The organism is Nostoc sp. CENA543, assembly GCF_002896875.1.
Lineage (GTDB): Bacteria > Cyanobacteriota > Cyanobacteriia > Cyanobacteriales > Nostocaceae > Trichormus.
Window position 1 is genome coordinate 2,561,445 of sequence record NZ_CP023278.1, and the last position, 15,706, is coordinate 2,577,150.

General features: G+C 42.3%; 9 protein-coding genes. 4 read left to right on the forward strand and 5 right to left on the reverse strand.

All coding sequences use genetic code 11. The features are described from left to right. Positions 1 to 3 precede the first annotated feature (3 nt). From hoxU to CLI64_RS10665, 4 genes are all read right to left on the reverse strand, one after another. Positions 4 to 720: a bidirectional hydrogenase complex protein HoxU gene (gene hoxU, locus CLI64_RS10650; protein ID WP_103137198.1), complete on the reverse strand. Its 717-nt coding sequence runs from the start codon at positions 718 to 720 to the stop codon at positions 4 to 6. A 146-nt stretch (positions 721 to 866) separates the two neighbouring features. Then, on the reverse strand, positions 867 to 2,474 hold the full coding sequence (locus tag CLI64_RS10655) for a NuoF family protein (RefSeq protein WP_103137199.1): 1,608 nt from the start codon (positions 2,472 to 2,474) through the stop codon (positions 867 to 869). Positions 2,475 to 2,625: 151 nt separating this feature from the next. Then, positions 2,626 to 3,132 carry a bidirectional hydrogenase complex protein HoxE gene (gene hoxE, locus CLI64_RS10660; protein WP_103137200.1) on the reverse strand — a complete coding sequence of 169 codons (507 nt, stop codon included), beginning with the start codon at positions 3,130 to 3,132 and terminating at the stop codon, positions 2,626 to 2,628. Between the two features lie 115 nt (positions 3,133 to 3,247). After that, positions 3,248 to 3,778, reverse strand: a complete 531-nt coding sequence (locus CLI64_RS10665; protein ID WP_103137201.1) for a universal stress protein — start codon at positions 3,776 to 3,778, stop codon at positions 3,248 to 3,250. 598 nt (positions 3,779 to 4,376) lie between these two features. Between CLI64_RS10665 and CLI64_RS10670 the strand changes: the two genes are divergently transcribed. After that, entirely contained in the window at positions 4,377 to 4,826 is a 450-nt protein-coding gene (locus CLI64_RS10670; RefSeq protein WP_103137202.1) for a hypothetical protein, read from the forward strand. Positions 4,827 to 4,878: 52 nt separating this feature from the next. Beyond that, positions 4,879 to 7,119, forward strand: a complete 2,241-nt coding sequence (locus tag CLI64_RS10675; RefSeq protein WP_103137203.1) for a pentapeptide repeat-containing protein — start codon at positions 4,879 to 4,881, stop codon at positions 7,117 to 7,119. Positions 7,120 to 7,215: 96 nt separating this feature from the next. Here CLI64_RS10675 and CLI64_RS10680 read toward each other — a convergent pair whose 3' ends face one another. Further along, positions 7,216 to 9,441: a S8 family serine peptidase gene (locus tag CLI64_RS10680; protein WP_103137204.1), complete on the reverse strand. Its 2,226-nt coding sequence runs from the start codon at positions 9,439 to 9,441 to the stop codon at positions 7,216 to 7,218. Positions 9,442 to 10,123: 682 nt separating this feature from the next. Between CLI64_RS10680 and CLI64_RS10685 the strand changes: the two genes are divergently transcribed. Next, a complete protein-coding gene (locus CLI64_RS10685) occupies positions 10,124 to 15,127 on the forward strand; it encodes a response regulator (protein ID WP_225977560.1) in 5,004 nt (1,667 codons plus the stop codon). Next, the gene (locus CLI64_RS10690; RefSeq protein WP_103137205.1) at positions 15,124 to 15,510 is read left to right on the forward strand and encodes a response regulator; all 387 of its coding nucleotides are present in this window, start codon (positions 15,124 to 15,126) and stop codon (positions 15,508 to 15,510) included. The genes CLI64_RS10685 and CLI64_RS10690 overlap by 4 nt, the downstream gene beginning before the upstream one ends. The last annotated feature ends 196 nt before the right edge of the window (positions 15,511 to 15,706 follow it).

Consider the following 15,706-nt stretch of genomic DNA (forward strand, 5'->3'; position numbering starts at 1 on the left):
TCCCTAAAAATTCCATTGCTGCTTTTCCCGTGCAGTAACTAGGAAATCGAGTTTGGCGCGATCGCGTTTCATCTCGCCAACGCTGGAACCTTGATAAAATAGCGCGCCTGTGGGGCAAGCATTGACACATTTGCCGCAAGAGGTGCAAGTTTGGGAGGTTCCCCAAGGTTGGCTTAAGTCGGTAATGACGTGGGATTTTGTCCCTCTCCCTGCCATATCCCAGGTATGCGCGCCTTCGATTTCATCACATACACGGATACAACGGGTGCAAAGAACACAACGATTATGGTCTATACCGTAGCGGTCATGAGATAAATCGACTTTGCGATCAGGGAAATGGTAGGCTAAACGCACATGATCCATACCCATTTCAATCGCTAGGTCTTGTAATTCACAATTACCGTTAGCTACGCATACTGAGCAGACATGATTACCTTCAGCAAAGAGCATTTCTATAATCGTGCGGCGATAATTTTGTAGGCGATCGCTATTAGTTACTACTTCCATACCCTCAGTAACTTTTGTCACACAAGCCGGAAGTAACTTATTCATCCCAGCGATTTCTACCAAACACAACCGACAAGCCCCCACATCTCCCACGCCTTCTAAATGGCACAGTGTAGGAATATGAACACCCGCTTCTTGCGCCGCTTGTAGTACCGTTTCCTCCTCACGCGCGCTGACTAATTGACCATCGATTGTTAAAGTTTTTACAGTCACGTCGCTTTACTCCGAATTTATAGTTACTGGGGACTGGGGACTGGGGACTGGGGATTGGGACAAGGTAGACAAGGTAGAATTTATTTCTCTCTTAGCACTCACTACTCAGCACGGGCTAAACGCCCCGCTTCCGCTAACAGCACTCACTACTCAGCACTCAGCAACGCCAAATACTCATCGTGAAAATAGCGCAAGGTACTAAAGACGGGGTTGGGTGCAGATTGTCCTAAACCACATAAACTGGTGTTTTTCACCATGTCACAAAGTTCTTCTAGGAGTTTTAAATCAGCCTGTGATGCTTTCCCCTCGCTGATTTTGGTTAATAATCCATGCAACTGTACAGTCCCAACTCGGCAAGGAATGCACTTACCACAGGATTCATCCATACAAAATTCCATAAAGAAGCGGGCAACATCTACCATATTGGTAGTTTGATCCATGACAATCATCCCGCCAGAACCCATCATTGAACCTAAGCTAGCCAAGGATTCATAATCTACAGGTGTATCAAAAGCGGAGGCGGGAATACATCCCCCAGAAGGGCCACCTGTTTGTACTGCTTTCGCTGTACCACCATCGGGAACACCACCACCCATTTTTTCTACTATTTCTCGGAGAGAAGTTCCCATCGGCACTTCGATTAGTCCTGTATTGAGGATTTTGCCAGCCAGCGCAAATACTTTTGTCCCCTTACTTTTACCAGTACCGATACTAGCAAACCACTCCGCACCTTTACGGATAATGGGGGCAATATTAGCAAAGGTTTCTACGTTATTAATTAAGGTGGGATGTCCCCATAAACCAGATTCAGCCGGATAGGGGGGACGGGGATGAGGAACACCGCGCTTACCTTCGATAGAAGCCATCAGAGCCGTTTCTTCACCGCAAACATAAGCTCCTGCACCGATGCGGATATCAATTTTAAAATCAAAGGGAGAATCAAAGATTTGACTCCCTAAAATACCTAAACGTTGGGCTTGATTAATGGCAGTTTGTAAGCGTTTGATGGCAGTAGGATATTCTGCCCGGACATAAATATAACCTTGACTGGCACCCACAGCATAGCCTGCGATCGCCATTCCCTCTAACACCCGATGGGGATCACTCTCCAACACACTCCTATCCATAAACGCACCAGGATCTCCCTCATCGGCGTTACAGATCACAAATTTGCGCTCACCTTTAGCTTTAGCCACCGTCGCCCATTTCAAACCTGTGGGATAACCAGCACCACCACGTCCCCGTAAACCACTGCGGCTAATAGTATCCACAACCTCAACCGATGTCAGATCCCGCAGCACATGATAAAGAGCCTGATAACCACCGGTGGCAATGTAAGATTGAATTCTTTCTGGATCTACTTTGCCACTGTTTTCTAAGACTATCGGCATCTGGGATGTAAAAAATGGTTGGTCTAGTTTTACTACCGATAGGTTAGACTCTTTACCTTTGAGAGTCTCTATAATGGCTGGTGCATCTTCAGGTGTCACCTTCTCATAGAGAATTTCTTGAGTCTCTACACCGACTCTTTCCACTTCTACTAAAGGCCCCTGACAGCACAAACGCATACAACCAACACCAGAAACTTGCACCTCTTGTTCCCAGCCTTCTGCTTTCACCACCGCTTCTAGTTGTTGTTTTACAGCTTGTGAGTTAGCAGAAAGACATCCAGCCGCCGTACAACAACGAATCTGTATTGGTTTAGCTTGAGAACGTTCTTGTCGAGATATTTCTAATAATTCATTTAGTTCCATGTTTTATACCAAATTTTTATATGCAACATACCCCGAATACTAATTCAAAATTCAAAATACCCTACGGGAAGCAAGCTACAAAATTCAAAATTAAGAAAGTGAGACTCAGCATAACTTTCACCTTTTACCTTTTGCCTTTTGGCTTTTATCTTTATGTTCTTCCTAGCCACTCTTGTACTCGTTCGGTTACAGATTCAGGGGTTTGATTCCCTAAAACTTTGTTATCAAACACTACCGCCGGTGCAATTCCACAAGCACCCAAACAGCGTGCTGTCATTAGTGATAACTGACCATCAGCAGTGGTTTCTCCCGCATGGATATGAGTTAACTGCTCTAGATTTGACAAAATTGCTGGTGCGCCTTTGACGTAACAAGCTGTACCAGTACACACCACACAACTATGAACGCCTTGTGGTGCTAAAGAAAACAGATGATAAAAAGTGGCTACACCATAGACTCGACTTGGCGGTAATTTCAGACTATGGGCAATATACAGCAGTAAATCATTTTCTAAGTAACCGAAGAGTTCTTGCGCCTTGTGGAGAATTTCAATTAGTGCATCTTGTTGATATTGGTGACGCTTAATAGTTGCGTCTAGCATCTTCAAGCGTTTATCTCCACTCGGATGAGTCTGATTTGGTGGTAATGTGGTTGTCATTTTTGGTTGATTGGGGATTGGGGACTGGGAATGGGGTATTGGGAATGGGGCATGGGGTATTGGGCATTGGGGTATTGACTCTTAAAAACCCCTACACCCCTACACCCTTATACCCTCACACCCCTATTACTTGGTTATTATGGGAATCCTCTGTAATAGTCTCTTCGGCTGGACAATGGACTATGTGAACTGAACAAGGTGCATGGTGTAGGACGTAGTTACTGACACTACCTAGGAATAATTCTTTGATTCCGGCGAAACCTCTGTGTCCCATGACGATTAAATCAGCATTCCAGGTAGTCGCTAATTTACAAATAGTGCGTCCGGGACTACCCATGATTTGGGTAAATTCCGTAGGTACGTCTGCGGTGTTGGCTTTCGCACTGAAGGATTGCAACATTTTCATGCCTTCATTTTTAAAGCGATCCCATTGTTTTTGATAGATTTCAAAGCTTTGACCGCTTAATCCTGGATAGTAGTCATAAGTGGATACCATCGGAATGTGAGGACTACCATCTTCTTCTGAAGATAAAACGTGTACTAACAATAATTTACCTTCTGTGGCTTTTGCCAAAGCTAATGCTTGCTCAAAAACCTGTTGTCCCATTTCTGAGCGATCCAATGCGACTAAAATATTTTTCAGCATATAGACCTCTGCAAGTAGTTTGAATAATAAGGTGTTGGATTGTCAAATTGAGTTTTTATGTTTAGCTGTCGAAAAATAAGCAGGACGAGTCTTTTAGTTCTTACCCCCCTCACACTATATGTTTATAGGGCAAGAATTTGAGGAAGTTGTGAAGAAGGAAAGTAAAGTCAGTAACAATGTTCTTGATTGATGTATATCAATAGTCTAAAAGACCCCCTGATAAAATCTTTGTTATATAAAATACACTTGTTCTGGATATGGGACTGGGGGGTGAGGTTTACCTCAGTTTTTCCCCATGAGATGAAAAGTCAGATTCAAGCTTGGTTCATTTATATCGCTATCTCAGCCATTTTGCTCTAGTATAAAAAAGTAATGTAATCTAAATGTAAACACTAGTAAATTCTCCAAAAGTAGGCTTTTCATTAGTCAAAGCTGTTAATTTTACTGACACTGGGCTGGCGATCGCCCAATTACATGAAATTCAACTGTTGTTGCATCAACCTTTGACAATTAGCTGGCTGATTAAGAAATATCAAAAAATGTTTCATTTAAAACGCTAAAAGCAGTGTAAATTCGGATATTAGATGAGGTAAATAGTATGGATATTGTATTTCTGACTAAATTATTAGCCCCCTGTCTGCCCTATTTGCTCAAATTAGGTGGGATAGCGGTCGAAAAAACTACAGAAAAGGTTGGAGAAAGCATTGCTCCAGATATCTGGGAAACGGCTAAGAAAATTTGGTCGAAATTAGGTACAAAGGTTGAATCTAAAGAGGAATTGAAGGTAGCAGCTGAACAAGTAGCAGCAAAACCTGAAAGTTCAGCCCGTCAAGCCGTATTTCAAGAAGAACTAGAAATTTTGCTCCAGGATAACCCAGAGTTAGCTGAAGAGATAGCCAAAATATTGCAAGGAGAACAGTCAACCGCAACAGGAGTTCAGATCAATCAAACCATCACCAATAATGAAGGACAGGCTATTGGACAAATGAACAATAGTAAGGCGATTGGCAGAATTGACGGCAATATTCAGGGTGGGGTGAGTTTTTAACGATTCAATTTATTCTCTGGAAGTCCCTTGAGATAATTGAGGCGATCGCATTATGCAAAATAATTCAGATATTGATCTAGTTTCCCCTTCTCACTCAACTAATCAGATTCAGCAGGATATTGGCAATAATTCCGGGCAAGCGATCGCACAGATGATTGGTGGGATGGCTATCGGTCAACTCACAGTCTATCTTTCTCAAGTCCGAACTGAGTTAGAAACTTCTCAACCGCCTACACATAAGCTGGGCGCAAATCCCTATCAAGGCTTATTAGCATTTCGAGAAATGGATGGCGATCGCTTTTTTGGACGAGACAAGCACATTGAGCAACTATGGCAGAGATTTCGTCAGCTTCATGACAATGAAACTACGGTGCGGGTGCTACCTATATATGGCCCATCGGGTTCAGGAAAATCTTCACTAGCAAGGGCTGGTCTAATCCCCAAACTGGGAGCTAACCCCTTACCAGGAAGGAATCAGGCGCGATTGGTGGTACTTGTACCAGGAACTCACCCCCTTGAGTCTCTTGCCACTATGTTGGCGCGGATTGCAACTAATGATCCCACCCCAGTAAGTAAGACACGGGAATTTGCCCAAGAACTCATCCAGCAAAACAATCATCAAGAATATGATGGCTTGCGGCGTATTGCTGATGTCTTTCCTGATATTGCTGTCTCTCCCTTAATTATTTTGGTGGATCAGTTTGAGGAAGTTTACACACTTTGTAAAGATCAAGTCGAACGCGACGCTTTTGTCGGAAATTTGCTGTGTGCAGCAGCCGAACCTTCAAAACGAGTGTCTGTGATTTTGACGTTACGGAGTGACTTTTTAGGCGAAACCCAACAACACCCACGCCTCAACAAACTCTTCTCTGAGCAAGGGTTTCTCGTGCCAACTATGCAGCCAGAGGATTTAGAAGCAGCTATTGCTCAACCAGCAGCACAAGCCGGATATAAGTTAGACAGTGCAATTGTCAAACTTCTAGTAGAGCAAACCCAAGGACGAGAAGCTTTACCTCTATTACAATTTGCCCTGACGCGGATTTGGGAAGGCTTACAAAACGGAGTTGATCCAGCCGAAACCCTAGAAAATCTTGGTGGTGTAGGTGGCGCACTGACTGGAGAAGCACAACGCCTGTATGAAACTTTGAATGAGGAAGATAAAGCGATCGCTCGACGGATTTTTTTAGCATTGGTAGAACTAGGGGAAGGCACAAAAAACACCCGTCGCCGTGCTGCTTTGTCAGAACTGATTGCTGATGAAAAGGAAGCCAAATCAGTTAGGTCGATAATTGATCGTTTTGCTGCGCCTGGAGTACGATTTTTAGCCACCTTCTCAGATAAACAGTCTGGTGAAATGATTGAAGTTGCCCACGAAGCGATGATTCGTAACTGGGGACAACTGCAAGAATGGTTAACTCAATGCCAAGAAAATCTCCGCAAGAAACGCAAAATCGAGCAAGCGGCGGAAGAATGGGTAGATAAGGGCAAATCCAAAGAATACGTTCTTCAAGGTCGTTCTCTGCGCGATGCCAGGGAGTTTATGCAAGCCCAAAAAGATTATCGAGAAACTGCACTCTCAAGTTTAGCAAAGGAATTTGTGACAGCTAGTTGGAGGAAGGAGAGAGGCGATCGTTGGAAAGTAACTGGATTTTTTCTGGCTTTTCCATTGATAGGAACACTTATGATTTTGCATTTTCTAGTGATTTTTAGAGCAGAACAAATGATGAAGAGTAAGGAATGTGAACCTAATTTGGATGCTCCATTTATTCTTCGATATATGTTGTGGACAGGTTATAAAGAGTTACAAAACAGAGATTTTTGTGGAGAAATCCTTACTGGAATTGATTTTAAACGTGCTAACCTTTCTTATTCTAGTTTACAAAACGCAAGTCTTGGTAATGCTAACCTTCGGGGAACTTCTTTGATAAGAACTAATTTTCAGAATGCTTTTCTTGTGGAAGCTAATCTCATAGCTAGTATTATGAAGGATGCAAAAATGCAAAACTCGAATCTTTTAGGTGCTAACCTAAAAAATTCTACTCTCAAAGGTGCTAGCTTACAAAAAGCTAACCTTAAACAAGCAAATCTATCAGGTGCTGACCTTTCTTATGCCAATCTTACAGATGCCAATCTTACAGATGCCAATCTTACAGATACTGATCTTAGATATAGTAAAGGACTTACCAAAGAGCAAATCAGTCATGCTAAGGTTCTTTGTAGAACTAAACTACCTAACGAAATTTTTATAAAATTAAGTAACAATGAAAGAAGAAATATAGAATGTAAATATTAATTTTTTTAAATTAACTGAAGGTTTTGATCATCAAAAGTATTAATACAGATAAATTTGCAATTTAGCATATTATCTATTTTTTCTATCTTATGTACTCTATCTCAATCTCCAACATTCATTTACTTTTTCATATTCTTTAGTAGAGTTTCCATCACTACAGTATGCAATATTGTTATCAACAGTACATATTTTTTCCTTTATATTATGCTCTTTTTTACAAAGTGTAATTTTTAGCTGATTATATAAATCAACTCTATCTTCAGAGATATCATATCTACTGGCATGATCAAAACTATTAATATTAGAAACACATTCTGACAAAGCCTTGATAGCCGCATCTCTCACAGTATCATTATGACTTTTCAAAGCTTCAGTTAAAACTTGAATGGCAGTTTCCTGATATTTACCGAATTTTATTAACCCTTGGGCTATGGAAATGTGTTGGAGAAATATTTTAGACGATTCCAAGCTTTTATGAACTTTGACTACCTGACCTCTGATGTTCTTTTCCTCTTCTTTTTTCCAACAATCTTCTAAAGATTGTCGCAATAAATAAATTGATTTAGCTATTACTGAGCGAGGTACAAAATCTACTTCACTAACTATTAATTCAACATCTTCAATTTCATTATTTTTAATTCTTTCTTCAAGAATCTGCTCAATTTCCCATAAAATTTCATCTAATTTGGCTTTGAGTTTAGGAAAATCAGAAGGCATTTTTTGTCTCCTTGTTGTTGAAATATCGAGCAATTGTTTTTTTGCTAATTGCGGAGGATGGGACAAAGATAATGCAGAGTCATCAAACCTCATTCCCCAGACTACATTTTTCACTTCTTCTATCGAGGCATAAGCATCAGCTAATCCATAACCCGTAGCTAAATCTGGGCCTTGATGCGCCTGATAGCCCCCCGTACTTGGATGACTAGACCCTTCAACAACATCGCGGGCTGTGTGTTGTAAAATTTCCTTGACTTTTGCTGGAGATAATCCAGAATCAAGCTGTTTCATCAAGGCACAAATGCCGGCTAACTGCGGTGCTGCGGCTGAAGTACCGCTAAAGGCAGCCCATCCATCCGTGGGTTTTGTACCATCACCGACAGAAGAATGCTCCTGATCTTTCTGACTACCAGGAGGTACAGGCAACATAATATAAGCTCCATAGGGAAGCTGACCAACCAACCCACATACATCTGGAACCCTGCGCCCTTGATAAATTTGACTGATAAAACTGCTGGCGTAATTACTCGCTTCCAACTGTCCCTTCAACAGTCCATCCAAATGCTGATAAACACCACCTACTGAAATTACATCTGGATGTTGTGATGGAAAGCTCCATTGACCATTTCCAGAAGCAAAAATGACGATAATTCCCTGGCGCACAGCATCAGCAATGGCTGAGGCTAAGGCTTGATTAAAGGGAGACAATTTGTGATCGCTCAGATCACAGCCCCAACTGCAAGTGATAATATCTGGTCGTAGGGAAACAGCCTTTTTAAAGGCAGCGACTGAGTTGACATTCTTGAACTTGCCTGGATTGGTGAGAACATCAGCTTTAACCATCGTCAACTCGACATCAGGAGCCACAGCTAACAAATTGGCAGATTCCCCAGTTCCATGACCATTCTCGTCTTCTAAAGGAGCAGATGAACCAGGCGCAAGGACGACATTTACCTTGTAGTTATGCTTAGTGAAAAACGGATGACGATACCATCCAGTATCAACCATGACCACCTTGACACCTCTACCTGTGATGCCTTGTTGATGAGCTAAAGTGGCATTTAATCCTTGAGCGATGTCTTCTGGTACACGCAGATACTTTGTGGTTGTTTCTGGTGGAGACTCACGCAGATATTTTCTAGTTGTTTCTAGTGGAGAATCTAGAGAAATTTGGGGTCGGAAATAGAAAGCAGGCTCATTGATGGCAATTCCATCTAGAAGCTGATCCCAACTGGTTTGTGATGTATCAATTTCACCAAAGGGTTTGTCATCTCTGGCATTGATAAATGTCGCTGTTGTTTCCCCAACTATCTCCTTAATGACGGGACGCTCAACTGCCTCTAAAGTTGTCTGAAGCGATCGCTCATAAACTTCGGCATCGGCAGCTATACTAATCGATGTCTTGCTCACGTTTAAAATCTCAAACCCTTCTGCTTTGAGGCGGTTCACTGCTGAGTCTAATAGGCGCGGTTCTGCATAAAATTGAGTCACATTCTCACAGGTGACAGGCGTAGAAGAGTGCAACAATGACTCTCCACTCACTGAACGAACGATGGCTTCAGTGTATATTTTTGAAGGTAATTTTGCCTGTCTTGCCTTGCTCATGACACACAGATATTTACCATTACGGGTATAAGAAGTGTTTTACAGATATTCTCTAATATTTTGGTAGCATTTGGATCAAAATTCCCCATAAAGATTAATAATTTCCATAAATCAATGAATTCCGCCAGAACCAGAGCCTAAAATAACTTTGAGTAAATCTGTTAAAATTACTTATACGTAAGCTTTGAAGTGACAAAGTATCTGATCGTTAGGACTGACGCAGTCATATGAAGAAGGATTTCTCACCAATTCTTGCAACCTCAGTCCATAGTCCGTAGGGGTTGAGGGAAATCTTCGTGAATGAACCGAGTATATCTGTGAACCCGCCTCTACTGTTTGGAGAAATGCGGGTTTAGCCTTTTTTGTTCGTAGTAAGGACTTTAGTCCTTTTTTGTTCGCGGAGCGTCTGTCTACGACACGCTCCGCGAACGTAGAGAGAACTAAATTTCTCACTACAAACCTTTAATTTTCTACCTTTTTTTACTTCACATCTGACTTAAGTCATAATTTTTAAGTCAGTCCAAGTCTTACTAAAGTTTGATAAATATTGATATTTGTGAAAAATTATTAATAATAGGTGGATATAACATTTAAGATGCTTTTAAATTACTCACATTAATAGCTTATTTTTTCACCCATAAAAAATATTTTGGGTTGATTAATTATTAAAATTTTATTAAATATGAAGATTTTAATTGTAGAGGATGATGAATTAAATGCCTCCGCGCTGAGTGTGGTGTTGGCAAACCAAAATTATGTGGTGGAATTGGCAACTGATGGTAATAGTGCTTGGGATTTAGTAGAAACTTATGATTATGATTTAATTCTTTTAGATGTAATATTGCCAAAGCTAGATGGCATCAGTCTTTGTCGGCAAATTCGCGCTAGTGGGAGACAAATGCCAATTTTGCTCTTGACTGGTTGTGATAGTGGTCACGAAAAAGCCATTGGCTTAGATGCTGGTGCGGATGACTACGTAGTCAAACCCTTTGATCAAGAAGAATTAGTAGCCAGGATACGCGCACTATTACGACGGGGGGGAACAGTATCGCAACCAATACTAGAATGTGGTAATTTACGACTTGATCCTAGCAGTTGTGAAGTTACCTATAGACAAGAATTACTATCACTAACACCAAAAGAATATGCACTATTAGAATTATTTTTGCGAAATCATCGTCGGGTGTTTAGCTGTAGCATGATTTTGGAGCATCTTTGGTCTTATGAAGACACTCCCAGTGAAGAAGCAGTCCGCACCCATATTAAAGGCTTACGGATGAAGTTGAGAAATGCGGGAGTTCCTGGAGATTTAATTGAAACAGTCTATGGTATTGGGTATCGACTCACACCACAGGAGGAAGGGAACCAAAGCACAGGGGAAAAAGAACAAGCTACATCTAGTAAATCGCAGTTGGAGTCAACACAAACGGCAATAGCAGGGATTTGGTCAAGATTTTATGGACGGGTAGATGAGCAAGTCAAGATTTTAGAAGCAGCAGCTAACGGTGTTAAGCAAGGCAGTTTCAGTACAGAATTGCAATTACAAGCCAAACAAGAAGCGCATACATTAGCAGGTTCTCTCGGAACATTTGGAATACCAGAAGGTTCAAAGTTAGCCAAGAAAATTGAGCAGCTGTTGAAATCAGAAGCAACTTGGACACCTGCCGAAACTGGTAAATTGCAAAAGTGGGTGAAGTTATTGCGCCAAGAAGTAGCCGCACGTAAACCCACAGAAGAAACTACTATATCTAATACTAATGCTGATTTACCAAAACCCCAAGCTAGCAGCCAAAGTTTAGCAGCGATCGCCCCCATACAACAACTGCCCCACACCGAAGCCAAAGTCCTAGCCGTAGACGATGACCCCCAAATTCTGGCTTTATTACAAACCCTCCTCCATCCTTGGGGACTCAAAGTGATCACACTAGATGATCCCCGTCATTTTTGGGAAATATTGCCAGCCGAAAATCCCGATTTATTAATCTTAGACGTAGAAATGCCCCATACCAACGGCATAGAACTATGTCAAATCATCCGTAATGATGCCCAATGGAGTGAACTGCCAATTCTCTTCCTCACAGTCCATAGTGATGCGGAAATTGTCAATCAAGTTTATAGCGTCGGTGCTGACGATTTTGTCAGCAAACCCATCGTGGGGCCAGAACTAGTCACACGCATTATCAACCGTCTGGAACGAGTCAAACTACTCAGGCGAGTATCTGCAAGGAGTGCAGGGGTGCAGGGGTGCAGAAGCAGCAGGGGCGCAGGGGTGCAGGGGTGCAGGGGTGCAGAAGCAGCAGAGGTGCAGGTGAGATTAAATCCCAATACCCAGTCCCCAGTCCCCAGTCCCCAATACCCAGTCCCCAGTCCCCATCCTCCCTTCACACTCAATAGCTGTGCCATCTTCGACGCTGAACCAGATTGCGTCAAAATTGTGGCGGCTGATGGTACTTTATTGGCAATTAATCAAGCTGGGTTGACTATCTTAGGTGCAGATCATCCTGATACTGTGGTGGGTAAGTCTATCTATAATGTGATTGCTCCTGAATACCAACAGACATTTCTGCAATTCCATACAAGTGTCTGTCAAGGACAAAAAGGGACTTTGGAATTCGTGCTGATTAACCGTCAAGGTGAACGTCGTTGGGTGACAACTCACGCTGTTCCTTTACGCAACCCCACAGATGATAGCTGGGTACAGTTAGCGATTACACGGGATATTACCAACATTAAACAAGTAGAAGCAGAAATTCAGCGAGTGAATCGCACATTAAAAACCTTAAGTGACTGCAATCAGGCTCTAGTGCGGGCAGATAATGAAGAAGATTTACTGCACCAAGTTTGCGAAATTTTAATCCAAGTCGGGGGTTATCGTTTGGCTTGGGTGGCTTACGCCAAAAATAATCCCCACAAAGATATTTATCCAGTCGCCCAAGCAGGCTATGAGGATGGATATCTGCAATCTCTGCATCTGACTTGGGCGGATACAGTTCGTGGTCAAGGGCCGACTGGTACGGCTATTCGTACAGGTAAAACCACAATTATTCAAAATATTTTGACTGATAGTCGTTATGAGATTTGGCGTTGTCAAGCAACGAGTCGGGGTTATGCAGCATCTATTGCCTTACCATTAATTGCTAATGGTCAACCTTTTGGGGCTTTGAATATTTATGCAGCAGAACCCAACGCCTTTGATGTGCATGAAGTGCAGCTGTTAGAAGAACTCACAGCAGATTTAGGCTATGGAATTTTAGCATTACGCAATCAACGCGATCGCCAACGTGCTGAAGCTGCCCTGAAAGAAAGTGAAGAAAGTCTTGCCCTCGCCTTGGAAGCCGCTAATTTAGGCATTTGGGATTGGAATCTCATCACTAACCAAGTAACTTGCTCTGATGGCCATGCCAAATTATTTGGGATGACGCTGAATGGTTCTGATGAAATCTGGAAAAACTGCGTTTTACCAGCCGACTTTTCAGGCATAGAGCAAGCAATTCTTGATGCTCAGCAACACAAAACTGATTATAATCATGAATTTCGCGTGGTTTGGCCAGATGGCAGTATTCACTGGCTAGAAGGCACAGGTAAATTTTACTACGATGAATCTGGGCAGGCTGTGCGAATGTTAGGTACAGTCAGAGATATCAGTAATCGCAAGCAAATCGAAGCAGCTCTGCAAACTGCCAACAACGAATTAGAATTGAGAGTGGCAGAACGCACAGCTGAGTTAGTCAATGTCAATCGTCAGCTACAATCACAACTTGATGAACGCCAACGCATCGAAGCAGCACTGCGGATTTCTCAAATCAGATTGGCACGCATTTTAGATATTGCCGATGATGCCATTATCTCCATTGATAGCAACCAAAATATCACCCTGTTTAACCAAGGAGCAGAGAAGATTTTTGGCTACTCTGCTGAAGAAATTATCGGTCAAAGCCTTGATGTGCTTTTACCACAGCGTTTTACTCACAGCCATCGTCAGCACGTCAACGGTTTTAGCCAATCTCCCAGCATGGCGCGACGGATGGGAGAACGACGGGAAATATATGGTTGTCGGAAAGATGGGACAGAATTTCCGGCTGAGGCTTCCATCTCAAAGCTACATATAGAAAAAGATATTATTTATACTGTGATTCTCAGAGATATTACAGAAAGAAAGCAAATTGAACGGATGAAAGATGAATTTGTGTCCGTCGTCAGCCATGAACTACGTACACCTTTAACCTCAATTCATGGTTCATTGGGAATGCTCACCAGTGGATTATTACCAGCAACCTCAGAACAAGGTAAACGGTTACTGCAAATTGCTACCGACAGCACCGAACGCTTAGTCCGCTTAATTAATGACATCCTGGATATAGAAAGAATTGAGTCAGGTAGGGTGAAAATGGAGCGAGAAACCTGCATCCTCACCGACTTGATAGAATCGGCTGTTAGTATTATGCAGCCCTTAGCTAATAAAGCCCAAGTTACACTCTCTGTAGAAAGTCCATCACTACAACTGTGGGTAGATCCTGACCGGATTGTGCAAACCTTAACTAATTTACTCAGTAATGCCATCAAGTTTTCCTCTCCAAATGCCACCGTGTGGCTAGCGGCGCAAAAATCCGGTGATGAAGTCTTACTGACAGTTAAAGATACCGGTCGGGGAATTCCGGCTGACAAAATCCACAGTATTTTTGAACGCTTTCAGCAGGTAGATTCCTCAGATTCACGTAACCATGAAGGTACAGGTTTAGGCTTGGCTATTTGTCAAAGTATCGTCCATCAACATGGCGGGAGAATTTGGGTGGAAAGTGTTTTGGGAGAAGGTAGCACCTTTTACTTTACACTGCCGATTTTGCCTATTCCCCCCAATCCTGAGTTAGTGGATGATTCTTCCTTCCCCAGTCCCCAATCCCCAATCCCTTATCCCCAATCCCCACTCGTCCTAGTTTGTGATGATGATGCAGTGATTCGGCTAGAAATGCAAACTCTCCTGGAAAAAGGGGGATATCGCGTGATTACTGTAGCGACAGGAGAAGAAGCGATCGCGATCGCTGCTAACCAACATCCCAGCGTGATTGTACTGGATTTACTCATGCCAGAGATGAATGGTTGGGAAACAATGGCACACTTAAAAGAACAAGCCCAAACCAAAGACATTCCCATTGTGATTTGCAGTGTCTATAAGCAAAGCAGCAATAGTCAAAATAGTAGTGATTTTGTGGATTGGGTGCGTAAACCAGTCCAAGAAAGTTATTTATTAAACTCCTTAAGACAAGTTATCGCTAAATATTCTCAACAAGCTCGAATTTTGGTGGTGGAAGATGATCCTGATTTAGTAGAACTACTGGCGACGTTATTTGAAAGACATGGCATTGAAACCTTTTGTGCCAAAACCGGTAGAGAAGCGATTCATCTGAGTCAAGAAGTCAATCCCGATTTGTTAATTCTAGATTTGATTTTACCGGAAACTGATGGTTTTGCGGTTGTTGATTGGTTACAGCAACATCATCATCTGTGTAATATTCCTTTAGTAGTTTATTCTGCCCAGGATTTAGACGAATCAGAACGCAACAGACTGAAGCTAGGACATACAGAATTTTTAACCAAAGGACGTGTCACTACCCAAGAATTTGAACAACGAGTTATGGAACTACTGCAAAGAATTACTCACCAACAATCAACAGGACAGCCATCATGAAAAGCAAACGAATTCTAGTGGTTGATAACGAGCAGTATATTCAAGAAGTCGCCAAAGTCTGTCTAGAAACGGTGGCAGGCTGGGAGGTGGTGACAGCTAGTTCCGGCCAAGAGGGAATTCATCAAGCGGAAACTTATCAACCAGATGCGATTCTCTTGGATGTGATGATGCCGGATATGGATGGCATTGCTACCTTTGAAAAATTACAAGCCAACCCCAACACCAAAAAAATCCCAGTAATTTTATTAACAGCCAAAATCCAAGCGTCTGATCGTCGTCGTTACTCCCAATTAGGTATGGCTACCGCGATCGCTAAACCCTTTAATCCTTTAGAATTAGCCGGACAAGTAGCTACAGCTTTGGGCTGGAATTTAGAACCATAATAAAGAGGACAAGGGGCAGGGGGCAGGAGGCAGGGGGAAGAACCCCATACATAAATGTAGGGGCTTGTGTCCCTGTTGGCAGGGGAATTTACTCTAGTTCCTGTTAAGCTATGAGACGATCGCTACTTTAATTTAGTAAAAAGTAACTTTAATTACTAGCTTCTCAGTGCAGTCTAGGATATCTTAGATAAGTACA

Coding starts and splice junctions, on each gene's coding strand:
- CLI64_RS10655 (WP_103137199.1), bottom strand. CDS start 2,474: ATGGAACTAAATGAATTATTAGAAATATCTCGACAAGAACGTTCTCAA.
- hoxE (WP_103137200.1), bottom strand. CDS start 3,132: ATGACAACCACATTACCACCAAATCAGACTCATCCGAGTGGAGATAAA.
- CLI64_RS10665 (WP_103137201.1), bottom strand. CDS start 3,778: ATGCTGAAAAATATTTTAGTCGCATTGGATCGCTCAGAAATGGGACAA.
- CLI64_RS10670 (WP_103137202.1), top strand. CDS start 4,377: ATGGATATTGTATTTCTGACTAAATTATTAGCCCCCTGTCTGCCCTAT.
- CLI64_RS10675 (WP_103137203.1), top strand. CDS start 4,879: ATGCAAAATAATTCAGATATTGATCTAGTTTCCCCTTCTCACTCAACT.
- CLI64_RS10680 (WP_103137204.1), bottom strand. CDS start 9,441: ATGAGCAAGGCAAGACAGGCAAAATTACCTTCAAAAATATACACTGAA.
- CLI64_RS10685 (WP_225977560.1), top strand. CDS start 10,124: ATGAAGATTTTAATTGTAGAGGATGATGAATTAAATGCCTCCGCGCTG.
- CLI64_RS10690 (WP_103137205.1), top strand. CDS start 15,124: ATGAAAAGCAAACGAATTCTAGTGGTTGATAACGAGCAGTATATTCAA.